The organism is Rhodanobacter geophilus (assembly GCF_040812275.1).
Classification (GTDB): Bacteria; Pseudomonadota; Gammaproteobacteria; order Xanthomonadales; family Rhodanobacteraceae; genus Rhodanobacter_A; species Rhodanobacter_A geophilus.
In genome coordinates this window covers 1-18,368 of the sequence record NZ_JBFOHL010000003.1, presented here as the reverse complement: position 1 = coordinate 18,368, position 18,368 = coordinate 1, and the positions used below count along the sequence as shown (strand labels likewise).

Genomic DNA, 18,368 nt, shown 5'->3' with positions numbered 1-18,368 from the left:
CGGCCAGGTACGGATGGATTGACTGCCACGCCCACATCGCCACACGTTATGCTGTCGCCATGAGCATCGCCACGCCATCGTTGCAGAACCTGCAGGCCCACCACGAGGACTTGGTCGCATTGTGCCGCCGCCACGGTGTGCGCCGGCTGGCGGTGTTCGGCTCGACGGCGCGTGGCGAGTCCGGCGCCGGCAGCGATTACGACTTCCTGGTGGAGTTCGACGCCTTGCCGCCGGGCGGTTACGCCACGGCTTACTTCGGCCTGCAGGAGGATCTGCAAGCACTGCTGGGCGCGCCGGTCGAACTGGTCGTGGAGCGGGCCATCCGCAATCCGTATTTCCGCCAGTCGGTACAGGCGCAGCGCCGCGAGTTGTATGCGGCTTGAAACCGCCAAGTATCTGTACGACGTGCAGAGCGCGGCCGCCACGCTGGCCGGGTTCGTGACCGGGTGCGACTGGCCCGGGTACCAGCGCAATGCCATGCTGCGCGCCGCCGTGGAACGTCAGTTCGAGATCATCGGCGAGGCACTGGCCCAACTCGGCCGCCACGACGGCGCGCTGCTGGCGCGGATCGACCACCACCGCCAGATCATCGCGTTCCGCAACGTGCTGATCCACGGTTATGCCGAAGTCGACGACGCCCTGGTTTGGGACGTGGTGCAATCTAGGCTGGAGCCACTGCGTCAACAAGTGGATGCGCTGCTTGCGGGGCTCTGAAGGCAACGTTCGCCCACGTTACGGCAAGCTGATCCGCATCGACCGTCGATCAGTTGCGCGTGCAAGTCAAGACCGCCTGAAGGTTCTCCCGATGCTTGCCACGCGCACAGCGCAGTCCTGCCTGTCGCCGCGAGAACGGTGGATGGCCTGGTCACCGTCGCACGTTCACGGCGTCAGCCGCTCGATCGCCTGCGCCGGGGTGAGGATGGCGAGGCCGCGCAGCGGTGCGAGCACGTGCAGGTCGGCGTCGCCGGTGACCAGCGCGTCGGCTTTCGCGGCGAGCGCCAGTTGCGGGAACGGCAGGTCGTGCGGGTCGCGGCATGGCGGCGTACGGGGCGGCGGGTCGGGGATGCGGAAGGTCTCCGTCCACGGCAGGTAGTCGGCGAGGAGGCCGTGCTGTTCGTCGGGCGCCAGCTTGAACCTGGGGTAGGCGAGCACGCGGATCAGCTCGGCGACGGTGGCGCGGCTGGCCAGTGGCACGCACAGGGCCGCCTGCCAGGCGAGACGCAGGCGGCCGCTGACGCCGCCGGGACGGATCAGCGCCGACAGCACGACGTGGGTGTCGAGTACCCAGCGCGGTGTCCCGCGTGCTGGCGGACTCACGGCTTGCGCCGCGGCGCGGGTTTGCCTGTGCTCGACGGTTTCGACTCGTGGCGGCCTCGCGGTTCGGCGACACGGGCGGCGAGGCGCGCCCAGGCGACTGCCGCGGCGAGATCGTCGTCGCCAAGCTTCAGCGCGGCAAGCCTGGCGCGCACGGCATCGGCACGCTGGATGCGTACGGGCGTCAGCACCAGTTGCCCGGCGCGCGCTTCCACCTCGAAATACTCGGCATTGCCGGTGGCCTCGACCGCGGCCTTGGGCAGCGTCAACTGGTTCTTGCTGGTGAGCTTGGCGAGCATGGGTGGGACCTTGTGTAAGGATGCCTTGCCCTAGGCCGCGTCGCTGGCACCTGCAAGTTTGTCGCCGGATTCGCTCGACGCCCGCTTGACTTGCGGCGGCGGGGCCATCGCGGTTGTGCACGCAGGCTCGTGAATAAGCAATCTAAAATTGTTGACATCGCCACTTTTAAATTGCATTGTTGCGGCCGTGCATCGCACCGCGACCGTCCATCCTGCCCGGCAGGTCGCGGCTCGCTTCGACGAGGACTGTTGCCGTCGCGCTCCGCAGTGACACCAGAATCCCCGTAGGGGACTGGGATTGCTCTGCATCTCTCCCGCAGGCATCGGCTCCCGTTTCATTGGCTGCGATCCCTTCATCCCGTCCGTCGTCATTCCGTGGGCGGGCACTTCGTGGAACCGGGAGGCGACCATGACGACGTTCGATTCGGATGATCTGGAAACGACGGGCTATTTCCTGCCGGAGGACAGCCAGCTGCGGCTGAAGAAGCTGCGCGAATACGTCGAATTCCTGTCGCATCTGGCACAGCCGCGGATGGCGGACGAGGAGCAGGAATGTCTCCCTGAGATCCGCGTGGGCAAAGTGGCGATATGCCTGGAATTGCTGGAGGAGCAGATAGGGCGGCTGTTGGACGAGATCTCGTGGCCGGCGTACCGGAGCGAAAGGGCGGCTGCGGCGGCCGGCACGGAGCCCGAAACCGCGGAACCGGAAGTGGCGAAGTTTGGAGCTGATGGCAGAGGTGCCCCCTACCTGTTCGGCGTCACCTTGGACCAGATCGATGAGATCAACCTGCTGCTCGATATGATCCGGGCCCATGGCGATGTAGTGATCGCCAGCCATGACGCCGAGTTCGCCGACCACACGCTGTCGCAGATGGGGCAAGCCATCTTCAGCGGCGTGGAGAAGCTGCGCGGGATCATCCGCGACGTGGATTCGCAGCAGCTCGGGCCAGTGCGTGGCACGCGAACCGGCGTACGCGAGTGGCCGGCCGCCTACCATGCTTTAGCCCCGCGTTTTCCCATGCCCAGCGCGTCGCGCATCGCGCAGCAGCTGTCCACCTGCCAGTAGGGAAAAACGGGGTCAGGTTCACTTATCTAGGGTTGCCTAGGAACTGGACCTGACCCCGTTAGCTGACTCTGACCCCTGTTTTCATCCCGTATTGATGTCGGCAGCCATTTGTGCCATATTCGTCACCAAATTTGGAGACGAATATGGAAGCCATCCTGGCCGGCGCGAGCATCAGCATCACCGAGCTCAAGCGCAATCCCAGTGCCGTGATCGAGGCGGCCGACGGCGAGTCGGTCGCGGTGCTGGTGCACAACAAGCCCAGTGCCTATCTGGTGCCGGCCGAGACGTATCGGCGGCTGCTGGAGCGACTGGAAGACCTGGAGCTGGCCGCACTGGTGCGCGAGCGCAGCGGCGAGAAGCGCGTGAAGGTCAAGCTCGATGAGCTATAGCCTGGCGTTTGTCGAGTCGGCGCTGAAGGAATGGCGCAAGCTGGCGCCAGCCATTCGCGAGCAGATGAAACGCAAACTGGCCGAGCGGCTGGAGCAGCCACACGTCCCATCCGCGCGCCTGCATGGCATGCCGGATTGCTACAAGAGCAAATTGCGCACGGTCGGCTACCGACTCGTCTATCAGGTGGACGACAAGGTCGTGGTGGTCACCGTGATTGCGGTAGGCAAGCGCGACAAGGGGCTGCAAACCTCAGGGTCAGAGTGCACTTTCTTGAAACAAATGTTGTAGAAAATCGACTCTGCCCCCGGAAATAAGGGGATGGAAGCAATTAAAATCGTCATAAATACCTCCGTCCCCTTTATGCGGGAAAGTCAGCCCTGACTTCTGTTTCGCCTGTTTTGATGGCGTGAAGTAGGCGGTAGCTTGCGTGCCGACTCAGTGCGGCGACGCTTCTGGAGAGTCGCCGCATGCGTTTCAGTGGATGCCGGCCAACAATTGATCCATCACCGGATCAATTTTGGCCTTGGTGCCTTTCCATTTACCCAAATCCAGGCCGCCTTTGCCATTCAGATGGTACGTTGCCGAGGCAACGGACATCCCGCCCTCCACAATGCGAATTTCCGCATGGGAAAGATAGGGCGAGAAATCCCAAGAGCGCAGTGCCGTGTATTCAACCTGGTATCGGCAGTTCTCTGGCGCTTTATCAGCAAAAGTTTCGGTGCTGATCCCATGCCGCTGGAATCCATCCTCCATGACCAAGACAAAGTCATCGACTTTGACGGCTGGGTTGAGGTGTATGCAGACGTGCTTCATGGCGGCGCTGCGATTCACTGGCTTGACGTTGACGCTCGTGCAAGCTGCAAGCACCAGCGCGGCTCCTATGATTACGGTGTGCTTCATCGACTTCCCCTGTTTTGATGCCCGTCGACAGTGACCTTCGGGCCGCGGGAGGTTAGTGTGCCAAGGAAGCGTGGCGCAACATTTTCTTGCGGTTTGGCATCGAGCAGGTGCGCCGTTGCCTGACAGAAGGAAATGAGGGAATGGACCGAAAGTCGTGATGCTTGTCGCATGGGGGCTGGCCACAAGTGCTGTGGGGAATGCCTGGGCGACCAGCAGGGCCGGCGCCCGATGCCAGGGGCAATGCACCGTCTTCCCGACGTGTCGATCCGCAGCTCCGCCGTTCGTCGTTCCTCCGAAGCCGGCATCCGGCCAGCCGCGATCCACCACGCCAGACCCCAAGGAGAATCCACCATGCGCCTTGTCACCCTTGTGCTGCTGGCCACCATGCCGGTCATGGCAACGGCCACGCCGATGCACTTCACCCTCGATCCGGACCACACGTACCCCAGCTTCGAGGCCGATCACATGGGCCTGTCGATCTGGCGCGGCAAGTTCGACCACAGCACCGGCACCGCCACGCTCGATGCGGCGGCCAAGACCGGCACGGTGGATGTCACCGTCGATATCGCCAGCATCGACTTCGGCAACCCGGCGTTGAACAAGGTGATGCTGGGCGCCAAGGCGCCGATGTGCCAGACGGAGTGCGGCACCTTCTTCGTGGAGAAATACCCGACGGCGCGCTATCGGGGCAGGCTCGCGGATTTCGTCGATGGCGCGCCGACGAAAGTCATCGGCACGCTGACGATGCGCGGGGTGACCAGGCCGCTGACACTCAGCATCGATCGCTTCAAGTGCGTCCCCGATTTCATGCTCAAGCCGCGGCTGCGTTGCGGTGCCGATGCGCTGGGAACGTTCGAGCGCGACGCCTTCGGACTCGATGGCGGCAAGTCGTTCGGCATGGACATGAAAGTGACCCTCCGCATCCAGGTCGAAGCGGTTCAGGACAAATGAAAGCGGTCGAAACGGCGCAGATCGGGCCGGCCTGGACTGACAGGCCGCCCGGATGCCATTCCGGGGCGGCTTCCGCCTGACGCGGACAGAACCAGGCTGACGGGTCGATTGTTGATCCAGCCCGCGAATACGATGCCCGCACCGTTCGTCCTGAGCGTAGCGAAGCGTACGCGGAGAGCGGCCATGGATGGTCGCAGCTTCGAGGAGCGCGGAAGTCGAAGGACATCGGTGGTAGCTATGGGCGGGCCGGATCAATAACGGCCAGTCGGTCATAATGGCGGGTCTTTTTTTCCGTCAGCGAGCTTTCCCGCGCATGAAACCCCCCGCCAGCCTGCAGGTGCTGATCGACGACGGCGTGATCGACGAGGTCCTGCGCCCGCTGAAGAGCGGCAAGGAAGCGTCGGTCTATGTCGTGCGCTCGGGCGACGAGGTGCGTTGTGCCAAGGTCTACAAGGACATGGCCCAGCGCAGCTTCCAGCAGCGCGTGCAGTACCAGGAAGGCCGCAAGGTGCGCGGCAGCCGCCAGGCGCGCGCGATGGGCAAGGCCAGCAAGTTCGGGCGCAAGGAAGCCGAGGCGGCCTGGAAAAGCGCCGAGGTGGATGCGCTGTATCAACTGGCGGCCGCGGGTGTGCGGGTGCCCCGGCCGTACGGCTATTTCGGTGGCGTGCTGGTGATGGAGCTGGTCACCGATGCCGAGGGCCGTTCGGCACCGCGGCTGGGCGAGGTGGAGCTGTCGGCGCAGACGGCGCGTGAATACCACCGCTTCCTGGTCCGCCAGATCGCGTGCATGTTGTGCGAGGGACTGATCCACGGCGACCTGTCCGAATACAACGTGCTGGTGACGGCCGATGGTCCGGTCATCATCGATCTGCCGCAGGTGGTCAGCGCCGCCGGCAACAACGCCGCGCGCACCATGTTGCGGCGGGACGTGGGCAACATCACGATCAGCCTGTCGCGTTTCGCGCCGGAACTGCTCGATAGCCATTACGCCGAGGAAATGTGGGCGCTGTTCGAGCAGGGCGAACTGCGGCCGGACAGCGAACTGACCGGCCACTTCGAGTTCGACGAGGGCGCGGTGGACATCGATAGCGTGATGCAGTCGATCATCGACGCGCGCGAAGAGGCGATCATCCGCCAGCAGGGACGCGAGGCGGCGCAGGCAGCGGATTGAAGCCGGCGCTGACCGCTGCGCGACGGCGCCTGCTCAGCGCTTGGCGGCCTTCTTGGCTGCCTTTTCGGCTTTCTTTTCCTTGGCCGTCTTCAGGGGTTTCTTCTTGTCGCCCTTTTTCTGTTCCATGCCTTTCATGGGATGCTCCTGCGCACGGGGATTCGCCGCAGCGGCATAGTGGCACTTTTGCGTGGCGGCTGGGGCCGGAACCTGTTCAAAACCGCTTTCGCGACGATGAAATTATTCGCGGGTCGCCTCGCTTTCCCGTAGGAGCGGCTTCAGCCGCGATGCTCTTGGCACAGGTGACGAAAAACATCGCGGCTGAAGCCGCTCCTGCCGGGCACCTCGAAAAATCTCCGTCGTTCCCGCGAGGCGCCTTTCAACAGCCGAAGGCTGGTCAAGCAGGAAGCCGGTGCCTTTCAGCCATTGAGTCCAAGGACGCCGGATGGATCGGCCGGGCTCAGGCGGCGGCGTAGTCACCCATGCGGATGTCGGGGCGGATCGCCAGCGTGGTGTCTCCGGCGATCAGCTGCAATTCGCCGTCCTGGATCAGGCATTGCAGGCGCATGGTGCGTTCGCACAGGGCGGCGAGTTTCTGCATGTCGACGGGATCGATGGCGAGCACGCTGAGGTTGTCGTGGCGGGCGAGCGTATTGGCGATCTTGCTCCACCAGATGTCGGCGGCGTGGCCACCGTAGGCCAGCACCACCACTCGCCGCGACTGGTTGCAGGCCTTGTGCAAGCGCGTGTCGTCGGGCAGGCCGACGTCGATCCACAGTTCGATCTCGTCGGTGTACGCCTTGCGCCACAACGCCGGTTCGTCGGTGTCGCTGAGGCCCTTGCCGAACTCGAGCCGTTCGTCGGCATACAGCGCGAAGGCGAGCAGACGCGCCATCAGCCGTTCCTCGGTTTCCGAAGGATGCCGGGCCAGGGTCAGCGGATGGGTGGCGTAATAGTGCCGGTCCATGTCGCTGATCGACAGCTCGGCCTTGTGGATGGTGGCGGTGAGAGCCATGGGGATGCCAGGAAAAGGTAACCGCCCATTCTACGCCCTGGGCGCTTGTTCATGGCCTCCACGCAACTCGCGCGGGAAAGGTGCCAGGGACAATTCCAGGGTGGTCCAGCAGCGGACGGATGGTCCTCGGCCGTCTTTTCTACTTCGGTGGCCGCATCGATGGCTTTCGGCCGCCGGCGGGTGGAGAGGTGTCCCAGGCAGCGACGAGCCGGCCACGCACAAGGCGGCCGGCAGGGATTTCCGCGCGTCTTTTATTACCTCGCACGTCATTGCTGGCAGGCGGCATGTCGCGGATAGTGGCTTCACGCCCGACGAAACGATGCGCATCGACTGACATTCGGGTCACTCCGGGCACCTTGCCAGGTGCCCATCCAGATACCCAGGAGAGACGCGATGACCACGATGACTTTCACCCGCAAAGAACCGCCGCAATGGCTGCTCGATTTCTGGAAGGAGATCGACGACAAGACCTTCGGCAAGGGCTTCGACTGCTTCGCGCACGATGCCGTCTGCAACCTCGGCGTGGCCGACTGGCATGGCCGCGACAGCATCCGCGAGAACCTTCGCCAGTTCATCGACCGCGGCTTCACCGCCCGCCACGACGTGGTGGAGTACTGGGATGGCGGTTCGATCAAGGTGTTCCACGGCAAGGTGCAGATGAGCTTCGACGATCCGGCCCTGCCGGTCGTGCGGCCGACGATGACGCACTTTTTCTACATGGACGAGAAGGAGCCGGCCAAGGTCCGTCGCTGGCTCGGTGCGGTAGGCCCGACGGCGTTCTGATGCGGCGCGGTGGATCATGCGATGCCGGAGTGCATGTATCGGGGTTCCGGTGCGCACTCGGGCGTCGCATGATCCCCCGGCGCCGCTTCCCTCGTACGGACGTTGCAGGTGACATCGCATGACCATCCGACCGACCGGGGCCGCCGCAGGCGGCGAACTGGGCGAACTGCTCCGCTACTGGCGCGGCACGCGCGGCAAGAGCCAGATCGAGCTGTCGCTGGATACCGGCGTATCCCAGCGCCATCTCAGTTTCATCGAAAGCGGCCGCAGCGCGCCGGGCCGGCAGACCCTGATGAATATCGCGCAGGGACTGGAGGTGCCGTTCCGCGAGCGCAACCGCCTGCTGCTGGCCGCGGGTTTCGCGCCGATCTACGACGAGGATGCCTGGAACGCCGGCGCGATGAAGAGCGTGAACGCCGCGCTGGAGCGCGTGTTGCGCCAGCACGAGCCCTTTCCCGCGGTGGTGATGGACCGCTACTGGAACGTGTCCATGACGAACGCATCGACGCCGCGCTTCTTCGGCACGTTCGTCGATCTTGAGGCGTGGCCGAAGCCCCGCAACCTGCTGCAGCTGATGTTCGACCCCGCCGGCCTGCGTCCCTTCATCGCGCACTGGGATCGCACCGCGAAGAGCCTCATCCAGCGCGTGCATCGCGAGTCGGTGGGGCACGTGACCGACGAACGCACCCGGGATCTGCTCGCCACGCTGCGGGCCTATCCGGAAGCGGGAGATGCCTTGCGGCAGGACGACACGGCGATGGCGGAGCCGACCTTGCCGATGGTCCCGCTGGGCTTCGTCAAGGACGGCCGCGTGCTCAACTATTTTTCGATGGTCACCACGGTCGGCGCGCCGCAGACCATCGCAACGCAGGAGTTGCGCATCGAGTGCATGTATCCGGCGGACGAGCAGACCGACGTGCTTCATCGCGCGCTGATGGCCGGCGCGATGAAGCCCTGACGCCTTGCCCTCTCTTCGCTCCTCAAGGCCGGCGCCATCCACGACGCCTCGCTGCATGCCCGCAAGCGGGAGAGGGGAGCAACGACGGGCCCCGGCCTGGATCGGGGGTTTCCCTAGAGATGGCTGGCGAAGAACGCCTCCGCGGTGGCGATCGCGGTGGCATGGGTTTGCTGCTGCAGTACGCGGATGTGCCGGCACAGCGGTTCCTGCCGTTGGGCCAGTGCGGTGCAGTCGGCGAGGAAGTCGTAGTGGCCGACGCCGGGGAGCGTTTTCAGGGTGGCATGGGGCAGCAGTGTCGCGGCGAGCTTGCCGTTGCTGGCCGGCGGGGCCACCGGGTCGGCAGCGCCGAGCAGGATGCTCACCGGGGTGGCCAGCGTGCGCAGGCTGGCCGGGGCCAGCGCCTCGATGCCGCCCGGCGCCATCACGAACACCGCGCGGATGCCGGGAATCGCGTAGTCGTCGCCGGCGTGTTTCGCCAGCGCCGCCATCGCCGGCGCCTTCAGCGCCTGCTCGCGCGCCGCCATGGTCTGGTCGGGCGCCTCGGCCTGCGCCGCGCACGTGGCGTCGGCGGCATGCGATTGGCAGAAGCGGATGATGTGGTCGAGGTCGACTCGCGCGCCGGCGCTCACCAGGGCCGTGAAGCCGCCCATCGAGAAGCCCGCCACGCCCAGCCGCCGCATGTCCAGATGCGGGCCGATGCGCGCATCGGCGCCGGCCGCATCGAGGGCCGCGCGCAGATCCACCGCGCGATCCCATACCAGCAGGCTGCCGGCCATGGTGACCGGGTCGCGCGCGTTGGTGCCGGGATGATCGACCGCGATCACCACGTCGCCGGCACGCGCCAGCGCGGTGCCGAACCAGGCCATGATCCGCGCGCTGCCGCCGAAGCCGTGCGAGAACAGGATCACCGGGTGCCGGCCCGGCGCGAAGGGCGCGTCGGCCGCGGCGCGGCCGGCGTCGAACAGCGGCTGCTCCGGCGGGCCGATCTGCAGCGGCGTCTCGGCGGGGTTGCCTGCGGCCGGATACCACACGGTGATGCGCAGTTCGTCGCGGTGCTGCGCATCGCGCAGCGCGGCGCTCGGCGTGTGCGCCACGCGATGGGTCTCGCCCACCGCGCCGGCGCGGGCCAGGGTGCAGACGCCCAGCGACGCGGCGGCCAGGGCGATGAGAAGGGTGCGAGCAGTCATGCGGTCCTCGTCGAGGGTGATGGCGGGAGGGTCAGCTTTGCAGGGGCAGCCAGATCTCGACATCGCCGATGCCGCTGGTGTCGTCGAAATCCGCGCCGTATTTCTCGAATTCCGGTGCATCGACGAGCTGCAGGCCCGAGCGTGGCAGCCAGTCGCCGACGAAGGCCTGCCAGGTGTGGCGGATCTCCGAGATGTGGCCGTGGTGGGTGGCCACCACGTACGCGCGTGCCGGCAGCCGCAGGGTGCTGAGCGCGGGGTCCAGGCCGCCGAAGCCCGGCACGTCCACGCCGGCGATGTACTCGAAGCTGCCTTCGTCGTCGCTGTTGCAGCACACGCCGTACGCGGTCTGCCGCTTCGGCAGCGCGGCCGCGTGGTGCAGGGACAGGCGTTGCCACTGCGCCGGGATGCCCTGCGTGGTGTCGGGCGTGTAGCGGCAGCCGAGCCCGGCGATGAGGCGCGTGCCGTCGTGGGCAAGGCGCGGCTCGTCCAGCGCCACCTGCACGCCATCGGCGGTGCGCCACGGTTCGACCAGCGCAAGGCCGGCCACCGAACCGCGCTCGCGCACGCTGGCCGGGCTCAGGCCGAACTGTTCGCCGAAGGCCCGCGTGAATGCCTCGTGCGAACCGTAGCCGCTGGCCAGCGCCACCTCCAGGATGTCCGGCGCGCCGGCGGCGAGGCGGCGCGCGGCTTCGGTCATCCGGCGTGCGCGCAGGTAGCGCACCACAGAGCAGCCGGTCATCGCCTGGAACAGCCGAGCCAGGTGGAACGGCGAGACCCCGGCCACCTCGGCGATGCGGCCGAGCGACAGTTCCTCGCTGTAATGGCTTTCGATGAACCAGAGCGCTTTTTCGGCAGCGGCCATCCGTGCAACCTGGCGGTGGAGTCGGGGATGCAGGGTAACCGCAGCCTCGCCGGCCGCGTTTGATCGTTCTTGCGGGCGGCCCGGCCTGCGGGTGAAAAGGCAGCGAACGGGTGGGGCGTCGGGCCGGATCGAAGGAGCGGCTTCGGCGCATAGTGGCGCGGAGCACGACGCCTGCCGGGGCCACGGTGCCGTGCGTGCCGGGGAAAATCCAATGTCACCAGGTGATGCGAGTTTTTCGCCGAGCCGGCGCGACGTGCTGCGCATGATCGGCCTGGGGGCCGGTGGTGCGGCGATGTACCAGGCCATGTCGGCGCTGGGTTTCGCACGTGAATCCGCACGCATCCCCGCGCGGCTCGGGCGGGCGCCCGCGGGAGCCTCCGTGCTCATACTCGGCGCCGGGCTGGCTGGCATGACGGCCGCCTACGAATTGCGCGAGGCGGGCTACCAGGTGCGGGTGCTGGAGTACAACGGCCGCCCGGGCGGGCGCAACTGGTCGCTGCGCGGCGGCGACAGCTATGTCGAACTGGGCGGCGCACGCCAGGACTGCCGTTACGACGAGGGCCTGTATATCAATCCGGGGCCGTGGCGGATTCCGTACCATCACGACAACCTGCTGCACTACTGCAAGCTGCTGCGCGTGCCGCTGGAGGCCTTCGTCCAGGTCAACCACAACGCCTACCTGCATGACAGCAAGGCGTTCGGTGGCAAGCCGCAGCGTTACCGCCGCATCGATGCCGACTATCGCGGCAGCGTATCGGAGCTGCTGGCCAAGGCAGTGAACCAGGGAGCACTGGATGCGCCGCTGGGCAAGGAGGACCGGGAAAAACTGCTGTCGAGCCTGCGCAGCACCGGCGCGCTGGACGCGAACTACCGCTACGTGTGCAGCAACGCCAGCAGCGCCGTGCGCGGCTACCGGAAGGACCCGGGCGGTGGCCTCGACGGCAAGCCGGTGTATTCGCAGCCGATCGACACGCACGAGCTGCTGCAGTCCGGGCTCTGGCGGCAGCTGTTTTGGGCCAATATCTACGAGATGCAGACCACGCTGTTCCAGCCGGCCGGCGGCATGGGGCGCATCGGCGAAGCATTCGGGCGCGAGCTGGGCAACGCGATCGAGTACCACGCCAAGGTCACGCGCATCCGGCAGGACGCGCAGGGCATGACGGCCTCCTACGTGGATGCGCGCAAGCCGGGGCCGCCGCGCCAGGCGCGCGCCGACTGCTGCCTGTGCACGATCCCGCTGTCGGTGCTGGCGCAGATTCCGATGAACGTGGGAGCCGCCATGGCGGAGGCCATCGCCGCCGTGCCGTATGCGGCCGCGTTCAGGCCGGGCTGCAGTTCAAGCGCCGGTTCTGGGAAGAGGACGATCACATCTTCGGCGGCAACACCTATACCGACCTGCCCATCGGCAACATCAGCTATCCGTCCTGCGATTACCAGAGCCCGGGCAAGGGCGTACTGCTGGGCGCCTACGCCTGGGGCACCCCGGCGCTCGAGTTCACTGCCATGACGCCCGCGCAACGGTTGCGCGAGGTCGTTCGCCAGGGTGCGCAGATCCATCCGCAGTACGAGCGCGAATTCGACAACGGCGTGACCGTGGCCTGGAACCGGGTGCCTTTCGTGATGGGCTGCTACGGCGAATGGAGCGACGCGCTGCGCGCGAAACATTATGACGACCTGTGCCGCATCGACGGTCGCATCGCGCTGGCCGGAGAACACGCATCCCGGCTGCCGGCCTGGCAGGAGGGTGCCATCACGTCGGCGCTGGACGCGATCGGGCGCCTGCACCAGCGTGTCACGGCAGGAGCGTCGGCATGAACACCATATCCCGCACGCTTCTCGGTGTGCTGGTCGCTTGCGTTGGAACGGTTGCCGGCGGCACGTCGAATGCTGCCGACCAGGCTGGTCCGATGCTCGATGCCGGACAACTGGCACAGGCCAGCGGGCAGCAGATCTTCGAGCACATCTGCCAGGCCTGCCACATGCCCGATGCACGCGGCGCCAGCGGCGCCGGGCGGTTCCCCGCGTTGGCCGGCGATGCGCGCCTGCCTCGGCGGATTACGTGATGGCCATGGTGTTGAACGGCAGGGACGACATGCCCTCGTTCGGGCCGCGCCCGGACTATCGCGGGCTGGAGGCCTATGCGCACACCGGCCTGGACGATGCCGCGATCGCGCGCGTGGTCAATTACGTGCGCAGCCACTCCGGCAATCACTACCGCGACACGGTCACGGCCGCCCGGGTCGCGGCCCTGCATCCCGCAACCAAGGGGCCGCCGTGAAACGGGCGCCTGCCGTGTTGCCGGCGCGGCTCGAATCCGGCATGCGGGCCGAGGCCGGCGAACTCGCGCGGCGGACGGGTCGATGCCCGCGCGCGGAAGCGCCCGGGACCAGGCTTGCCGAACCGCATGACATCACTCACCGCACACGGAGCACGCCATGACGAGGAAGGTTTTCTTCATCGGACTCGCGTTTCTGCTGGCCATGGCCGGCCTTGGAAGTATCGGGCCGGCCCGGGCGGCAGCCGCGAGCAGCGACGTCACCGCCATCGACCAGGTGATGGATCAGGCGCAGGCGGCGTGGAACCGCGGCGACGTGGTCGACTTCATGCACTGCTACAAGGATGCGCCCGACACCACCTTCGTCGGCAACAGCGTGCACAAGGGTTACCAGGCGGTTCTTGCCGACTACCGCAAGTCCTACGCCAACCGGGCGCAGATGGGCCGGCTCGCATTCTCCGCACTCGACGTGCGCCTTTTGCCCGGTTCCGGCGGCGAGGTGCGCTACGCGATCATGACCGGCCACTACCACCTCGACCGCAACGCCCACGGCGAAGTGAGCAAGGATGACGGCGTGTTCTCGCTGGTGTGGGAGAAGACGCGCGATGGCTGGAAAATCATCCTGGATCATTCCAGCTGAGGCAGCCGTCGATTCGCCGACCTGGGCGATGCCTGCATCGCGCGTACGGCGCACTTGCATGCGCAGCCGCCTCGGCAGCCACCGCCTCGCCACGGTCACGGCCGAGATGGTTCCCGACACGACTCTTCGGGCGCATCCATGTCAGCCGGTTGCCGCCTTGCCGGTGAACACCGCCCGTTGGGCGGCGAAAGCACGCTTGAAGGCCGGCCGTGCTTCGCCGCGGGCGACGTAGGCGGCGAGGTTCGGGTACTCGTCCAGGATGCCGGAGGGCCTCAGCCGCAGCAGCGCGTGCACCATCACGAGGTCGCCCGCGCTGAACGCGCCGGCCAGCCACTCGGCCTCGCCCAGGTAAACGGAAAGTTCGCCCAGCCGGGCGCGGATGCGATCCTTGACGAGCTGCAGGCGTTCCGCGGCCCAGGGCTTGTCGCCTTCCAGGAACCTGGCGGTCTGCAGGTCGAGGATGGGCGGCTCCACCGTGTTGAGCGCGGCGAACATCCAGGTGATCGCGCGTGCCCGGGCGTTCGCCTCGTCCGGCAGCAGGCCCGCGTGGCGCTGCGCGATGTGGAACACGATGGCGCCCGACTCGAACAGGGCGAGCCCGTCTTCCTCGTAGGTGGGAATCTGCCCGAACGGGTGCAGCGCGCGATGCGCGGGTTCCTTCATCGCCTTGAACGAAACGAGGCGAACCTCGTAAGGCTGGCCCGCTTCTTCGAGCGCCCAGCGCACGCGCATGTCGCGCGCGAGCCCCTGGCCGCGGTCGGGGGAGGTTTTGAAGGCGGTGATGGTGGGGGGCATGGGGAGGCTCCGGGTGATGTCGTGACGTCATGAATAACGAGGTGTAGTCGCGCCTGCCTGGCGGTCATCCGACTCCCAACCGTTCACGCCGAGCGTCGCCCGCGCTGCGGGCGGAGTCGAAGCGCCGCCGAGTGTGGCCAGGCCATCGCCGGCGTGTCCTTCGACTTCGGCCTTCGGCCTACGCTCAGGAGAACGGGCGTTCGTCAGCCGCGCCGTGCCGCCTCGATCGCGGCGATGTCGATCTTCGTCATCGTCATCATGGCGTCGAACGCGCGCTTGGCTGCGGCGGGATCGGGGTCGGCGATCGCGGCCATCAGGGCGCGCGGGGTGATCTGCCACGACAGTCCCCACTTGTCCTTGCACCAGCCGCAGGCACTGGGCTGGCCGCCGTGGTCGACGATGGCGTTCCACAGGCGGTCGGTTTCGGCCTGGTCGGCGGTGGCCACCTGGAACGAGAACGCGTCGGTGTGCGGAACGCCCGGGCCGCCGTTGAGGCCCAGGCACGGGATGCCGATGACCGTGAACTCGACCGTCAGCACGTCGCCCTGCTTGCCCGCGGGGTAGTCGCCCGGCGCGCGATACACGGTGCCCACGGCGCTGTCCGGGAAGGTCTTGGCGTAGAACGTGGCGGCATCCAGTGCGGTGCCGTCGTACCAGAGGCAGATCGTGTTCTTGCGGGTCATCCCGGTTCTCCAGGTTCAGGGCGGCAGGGGGTTCTCATTTCTTCGACGAACGAAGGCTGCGCAGATCGACATCGACGATGTGCACGCGGCCCTCGTGATGCCCGGGCTCACGCATGCCCGTTCGCGGCGGCCCTCACGAAATCGACGAACGCGCGCAGCGGCGCGGGCAGGTGCTTGCGGCCGGGGTAGTAGAGGTACGGGCCGCTGAAGGCTTGCCACCAGGGCTTGAGCAGCGGCACCAGCGCGCCACTGTCCAGGTGCGGCTGCAGCCAGGCCTCGAACAGGTGGATGATGCCGAGGCCGTCCAGCGCGGCGGCGACGGCGAGGTCCACCGACGCGCCCAGGCGCACCAGCAGGGGGCCGTCGGGATCGACGCGCAGGATCTCGCCCTTGCGCTCGAATTCCCAGGTCGGGATGGCGCCGCTGGCGAATTGCCCCCGCAGGCAGGCGTGCTGCAGCAGGTCGCGCGGGTGCCGCGGGCGGCCGCGCGCTTCCAGGTAGGCCGGCGCGGCGGCGGTGGCCATGCGCTGCATGCGCGGTCCGATCGGCACGGCGATCATGTCCTTTTCCAGCCGTTCGTCGTAGCGGATGCCGGCGTCGCAGCCGGCCGCCAGCACGTCCACGAAGCTGTCCTCGACGATCACTTCCAGCCGGATGTCCGGGTAGGCCTTGAGGAAGGGCGTGACGATGGCGGGCAGCACCAGCCGCGCCACCGTGGCCGGCACGTTGAGCCGCAGCGTGCCGGCGGGACGATCGCGGTAGTGGTTCACCACGTCGAGCGCGCTTTGTACCTCCCCCAGCGCGGGCGACAGCCGTTCGGCCAGGCGCTGGCCTGCCTCCGTGGGCGCGACGTGGCGCGTGGTGCGGTGGAGCAGGCGCACGCCGAGGTGCGCTTCCAGCCGGCGCACGCTCTCGCTCAGGCGCGAGGCCGACATGCCGCTGCCGCGTGCGCCTTCGCGGAAGCCGCCGGCGCGCACCACCGCGAGGAAGGCGAAAAGATCCCGCAGCTCTGTGTCCATTGTCCTGATTCCCGCACGGCCCGTGCCGATTACGCCGGATTATCAACCAGGAATCCGCGGCGTACAGTGCGGGCCTCGGCGCCATCCGGCCGCCCTTGTCTGGAGACGATCATGAGCAAGCTGACGAACGCGGGCACCTTCGCCCTGGGCCGCCGCACGCTGAACCGCATGGGCTACGGCGCCATGCAACTGGCCGGCCCGGGCGTGTTCGGCCCGCCGAAGGACCACGCCGCGGCGCTGGCGGTGCTGCGCGAGGCGCTGGCGAGCGGGGTGAACCATATCGACACCAGCGACTTCTACGGCCCGCACGTGACCAACCGGCTGATCCGCGAGGCGCTGCATCCGTACCCGGACGAGCTGGTGATCGTGACCAAGGTCGGCGCGGTACGCGGCGCCGATGCCTCGTGGAACCCGGCGCAGAGTCCGGCCGAGCTTGCCGCCGCCGTGCACGACAACCTGCGCAACCTGGGCGTGGACGCGCTGGACGTGGTGAACCTGCGCGTCATGGGCGACGTGCATGAGCCGTCCGAGGGCTCGATCGAGCCGCAGTTCACCGCGCTGGCCGAACTGCAGCAGCGCGGGCTGATCCGCCAGCTCGGCCTGAGCAACGTCACCGCGACGCAGCTGGCCGAGGCGCGCGGCATCGCGGAGGTGGTCTGCGTGCAGAACCATTACAACCTCGCCCACCGCGGGGACGATGCGCTGATAGCCGAACTCGGCCGCGCGGGCATCGCCTACGTGCCGTTCTTCCCGCTGGGCGGCTTTACCCCGCTGCAGTCGGACACCTTGTCGGGCGTGGCCCGCCGGCTGGGGTTCACGCCGATGCAGGTGGCGCTGGCATGGCTGCTGGCACGCGCGCCGAATATCCTGCTGATCCCGGGCACGTCCTCGCTCGCCCACTTGCGCGAGAACCTGGCGGCCGCAGCGATCCGGCTCGACGAGGCGGCGCTGGCCGAGCTGGCGACGATAGGCGCCAGCGTGTGACGGCAGCGGTCTGCCGCGGGTCAGTGCCCGGGCACCAGCTCGCCCGTCACCTTGCCGCTGCCGTCCAGCATCTGCAGTGACGGCGAGCCGTCCGCGGCGACCTTCATCACGATGCGCGGGTGGCCCTGCAGGTCGTTCATGGCGAGCTGCACGCTGCCATCGGTGTTGCGGCCGAGCACCATGCGCCGGGTCGGGCCGCCGTGCTCGGCGAAGAAGGCTTTCATCCGGGCCTGCTGCTGGCCGGGCGGCAGGTTCTTGATGGAAGCCATGAGCCGGATTTCCTCCAGGATCGAATAATCCGGGTAGTCGTTGAACTGCAGCCTGGTGTAGCGGCCGTCCTTTTCCTGGTGGGAATCCAGCGCCATGGTCTGGTCCTGCTCGTAGGCGTCGAAGGACAGGTGGCCGTGCGATTCCCGGGTGCCGTCCTTGTCCTTCTCGCCGCCGAAGATCAGCCCGCCGTTCTCGGTGCCTTCGTCGTTGTAGAAGATCATGCCGGCGGCCTTGCGGTCGGGGTGCGGGTATTCCTTGCCCTTGATGATGATGCCCGGTGCGGTGGCGGCGTCGGAGATCACCAGCCGCAGCGTGCCGTCGGGTTCGCGCACGTTGATGCGGTGCACGTCCAGTTCGTCTAGCGAGAGCTTCTTCGGTGTCTGTGCAAAGCCGCTCAGCACCGTGGCGGCGAATACCACGGTGAGCACGCCGGCATAGATCGCCAGGAAACGCTGGCCGATGGGTTTCATGGACTTGCCTCTTCGCTGTTGGACGGGACGGCGGGCATGGTCACACGGACCGTCCGGACAGCGAAATCGGCAGGGAAGCACGGGGAAGGTCGAACCGGGCGATCCGGTCCCTGGTCAGCGAAGGGTATCCCTCGGTGGCGAACGCATGAAAAGGCGCCGGGAACCTTGTTCCAGGCGCCTTTTCACGGCCAACCACCCCGCCCGTTGCCGGCGGGACTAGACCAGCAAGGGAGTCCCCCCGGCTCTGCCGGGGAGGCTGTAGAAGTTTGACGTATGCAGGAGTCCATCGGGGAAACTCCGAACGTGAGCCGCCAAGCACACGAAACGGAGCATCCCGAT

23 protein-coding genes and 1 pseudogene are annotated in these 18,368 nt (G+C 67.1%); 14 read left to right on the top strand and 10 right to left on the bottom strand.

Annotation, left to right across the window (positions count from 1 at the left end):
- The first annotated feature begins 59 nt into the window (after positions 1–59).
- Both ABQJ56_RS04200 and ABQJ56_RS04195 read left to right on the top strand, forming a co-directional pair.
- Positions 60–383 (top strand): nucleotidyltransferase family protein, encoded by a 324-nt coding sequence (locus ABQJ56_RS04200; RefSeq protein WP_367843735.1) that lies wholly within the window; start codon positions 60–62, stop codon positions 381–383.
- Positions 373–714, top strand: a complete 342-nt coding sequence (locus ABQJ56_RS04195) for a HepT-like ribonuclease domain-containing protein (protein ID WP_367843734.1) — start codon at positions 373–375, stop codon at positions 712–714. The genes ABQJ56_RS04200 and ABQJ56_RS04195 overlap by 11 nt, the downstream gene beginning before the upstream one ends.
- A 165-nt stretch (positions 715–879) precedes the next feature.
- On the opposite strand, the gene ABQJ56_RS04190 is transcribed toward ABQJ56_RS04195, so the two are convergent.
- Positions 880–1,317 carry a putative toxin-antitoxin system toxin component, PIN family gene (locus ABQJ56_RS04190; RefSeq protein WP_367843733.1) on the bottom strand — a complete coding sequence of 146 codons (438 nt, stop codon included), beginning with the start codon at positions 1,315–1,317 and terminating at the stop codon, positions 880–882.
- Entirely contained in the window at positions 1,314–1,613 is a 300-nt protein-coding gene (locus ABQJ56_RS04185) for an AbrB/MazE/SpoVT family DNA-binding domain-containing protein (protein ID WP_367843732.1), read from the bottom strand. The genes ABQJ56_RS04190 and ABQJ56_RS04185 overlap by 4 nt, the downstream gene beginning before the upstream one ends.
- A gap of 409 nt (positions 1,614–2,022) precedes the next feature.
- On the opposite strand from ABQJ56_RS04185, the gene ABQJ56_RS04180 reads away from it, so the two are divergent.
- From ABQJ56_RS04180 to ABQJ56_RS04170, 3 genes are all read left to right on the top strand, one after another.
- Positions 2,023–2,679, top strand: a complete 657-nt coding sequence (locus tag ABQJ56_RS04180; RefSeq protein ID WP_367843731.1) for an XAC0095 family protein — start codon at positions 2,023–2,025, stop codon at positions 2,677–2,679.
- A 143-nt stretch (positions 2,680–2,822) separates the two neighbouring features.
- Positions 2,823–3,068 (top strand): type II toxin-antitoxin system Phd/YefM family antitoxin, encoded by a 246-nt coding sequence (locus ABQJ56_RS04175; RefSeq protein ID WP_367843730.1) that lies wholly within the window; start codon positions 2,823–2,825, stop codon positions 3,066–3,068.
- Complete coding sequence (locus ABQJ56_RS04170) at positions 3,058–3,357, top strand: type II toxin-antitoxin system RelE family toxin (protein WP_367843729.1); 300 nt, start codon at positions 3,058–3,060, stop codon at positions 3,355–3,357. The genes ABQJ56_RS04175 and ABQJ56_RS04170 overlap by 11 nt, the downstream gene beginning before the upstream one ends.
- A 186-nt stretch (positions 3,358–3,543) precedes the next feature.
- On the opposite strand, the gene ABQJ56_RS04165 is transcribed toward ABQJ56_RS04170, so the two are convergent.
- A complete protein-coding gene (locus ABQJ56_RS04165; protein WP_367843728.1) occupies positions 3,544–3,969 on the bottom strand; it encodes an Sbal_3080 family lipoprotein in 426 nt (141 codons plus the stop codon).
- 240 nt (positions 3,970–4,209) lie between these two features.
- Between ABQJ56_RS04165 and ABQJ56_RS04160 the strand changes: the two genes are divergently transcribed.
- Both ABQJ56_RS04160 and ABQJ56_RS04155 read left to right on the top strand, forming a co-directional pair.
- Positions 4,210–4,920: a YceI family protein gene (locus ABQJ56_RS04160; RefSeq protein WP_367843727.1), complete on the top strand. Its 711-nt coding sequence runs from the start codon at positions 4,210–4,212 to the stop codon at positions 4,918–4,920.
- A 313-nt stretch (positions 4,921–5,233) separates the two neighbouring features.
- Complete coding sequence (locus ABQJ56_RS04155; protein WP_367843726.1) at positions 5,234–6,091, top strand: PA4780 family RIO1-like protein kinase; 858 nt, start codon at positions 5,234–5,236, stop codon at positions 6,089–6,091.
- 457 nt (positions 6,092–6,548) lie between these two features.
- Here the strand turns inward: ABQJ56_RS04155 and ABQJ56_RS04150 are convergent, their stop codons facing one another.
- Positions 6,549–7,103 (bottom strand): YaeQ family protein, encoded by a 555-nt coding sequence (locus ABQJ56_RS04150; protein ID WP_367843725.1) that lies wholly within the window; start codon positions 7,101–7,103, stop codon positions 6,549–6,551.
- 393 nt (positions 7,104–7,496) lie between these two features.
- Here ABQJ56_RS04150 and ABQJ56_RS04145 point away from each other — a divergent pair, with 393 nt between their 5' ends.
- Together ABQJ56_RS04145 and ABQJ56_RS04140 are read left to right on the top strand one after the other, a co-directional pair.
- On the top strand, positions 7,497–7,886 hold the full coding sequence (locus ABQJ56_RS04145; protein ID WP_367843724.1) for a hypothetical protein: 390 nt from the start codon (positions 7,497–7,499) through the stop codon (positions 7,884–7,886).
- 118 nt (positions 7,887–8,004) lie between these two features.
- Positions 8,005–8,844, top strand: coding sequence for a helix-turn-helix domain-containing protein (locus tag ABQJ56_RS04140; protein WP_367843723.1), 840 nt, complete (start codon positions 8,005–8,007; stop codon positions 8,842–8,844).
- Between the two features lie 113 nt (positions 8,845–8,957).
- Here the strand turns inward: ABQJ56_RS04140 and ABQJ56_RS04135 are convergent, their stop codons facing one another.
- Positions 8,958–10,031 (bottom strand): alpha/beta hydrolase family protein, encoded by a 1,074-nt coding sequence (locus tag ABQJ56_RS04135; protein ID WP_367843722.1) that lies wholly within the window; start codon positions 10,029–10,031, stop codon positions 8,958–8,960.
- A 31-nt stretch (positions 10,032–10,062) separates the two neighbouring features.
- Positions 10,063–10,893: an AraC family transcriptional regulator gene (locus tag ABQJ56_RS04130; RefSeq protein ID WP_367843721.1), complete on the bottom strand. Its 831-nt coding sequence runs from the start codon at positions 10,891–10,893 to the stop codon at positions 10,063–10,065.
- A gap of 211 nt (positions 10,894–11,104) precedes the next feature.
- On the opposite strand from ABQJ56_RS04130, the pseudogene ABQJ56_RS04125 reads away from it, so the two are divergent.
- From ABQJ56_RS04125 to ABQJ56_RS04110, 4 genes and pseudogenes are all read left to right on the top strand, one after another.
- A pseudogene (locus ABQJ56_RS04125) lies at positions 11,105–12,708 on the top strand (flavin monoamine oxidase family protein).
- On the top strand, positions 12,705–12,956 hold the full coding sequence (locus ABQJ56_RS04120) for a c-type cytochrome (protein ID WP_367843720.1): 252 nt from the start codon (positions 12,705–12,707) through the stop codon (positions 12,954–12,956). The pseudogene ABQJ56_RS04125 and the gene ABQJ56_RS04120 overlap by 4 nt, the downstream one beginning before the upstream one ends.
- On the top strand, positions 12,956–13,171 hold the full coding sequence (locus ABQJ56_RS04115) for a hypothetical protein (RefSeq protein WP_367843719.1): 216 nt from the start codon (positions 12,956–12,958) through the stop codon (positions 13,169–13,171). Before ABQJ56_RS04120 ends, ABQJ56_RS04115 begins: the two co-directional genes overlap by 1 nt.
- Before the next feature lie 157 nt (positions 13,172–13,328).
- A complete protein-coding gene (locus ABQJ56_RS04110; protein WP_367843718.1) occupies positions 13,329–13,808 on the top strand; it encodes a YybH family protein in 480 nt (159 codons plus the stop codon).
- 141 nt (positions 13,809–13,949) lie between these two features.
- Here ABQJ56_RS04110 and ABQJ56_RS04105 read toward each other — a convergent pair whose 3' ends face one another.
- The 3 genes from ABQJ56_RS04105 to ABQJ56_RS04095 form a co-directional block, all read right to left on the bottom strand.
- Complete coding sequence (locus ABQJ56_RS04105) at positions 13,950–14,603, bottom strand: glutathione S-transferase family protein (RefSeq protein ID WP_367843717.1); 654 nt, start codon at positions 14,601–14,603, stop codon at positions 13,950–13,952.
- Between the two features lie 203 nt (positions 14,604–14,806).
- On the bottom strand, positions 14,807–15,286 hold the full coding sequence (locus ABQJ56_RS04100; RefSeq protein WP_367843716.1) for a VOC family protein: 480 nt from the start codon (positions 15,284–15,286) through the stop codon (positions 14,807–14,809).
- 107 nt (positions 15,287–15,393) lie between these two features.
- Positions 15,394–16,305, bottom strand: coding sequence for a LysR family transcriptional regulator (locus ABQJ56_RS04095; RefSeq protein ID WP_367843715.1), 912 nt, complete (start codon positions 16,303–16,305; stop codon positions 15,394–15,396).
- A gap of 111 nt (positions 16,306–16,416) precedes the next feature.
- Here ABQJ56_RS04095 and ABQJ56_RS04090 point away from each other — a divergent pair, with 111 nt between their 5' ends.
- Positions 16,417–17,289 carry an aldo/keto reductase family oxidoreductase gene (locus ABQJ56_RS04090; protein ID WP_367843714.1) on the top strand — a complete coding sequence of 291 codons (873 nt, stop codon included), beginning with the start codon at positions 16,417–16,419 and terminating at the stop codon, positions 17,287–17,289.
- A 20-nt stretch (positions 17,290–17,309) separates the two neighbouring features.
- Here the strand turns inward: ABQJ56_RS04090 and ABQJ56_RS04085 are convergent, their stop codons facing one another.
- The gene (locus ABQJ56_RS04085; protein ID WP_367843713.1) at positions 17,310–18,029 is read right to left on the bottom strand and encodes a hypothetical protein; all 720 of its coding nucleotides are present in this window, start codon (positions 18,027–18,029) and stop codon (positions 17,310–17,312) included.
- Positions 18,030–18,368 lie beyond the last annotated feature (339 nt).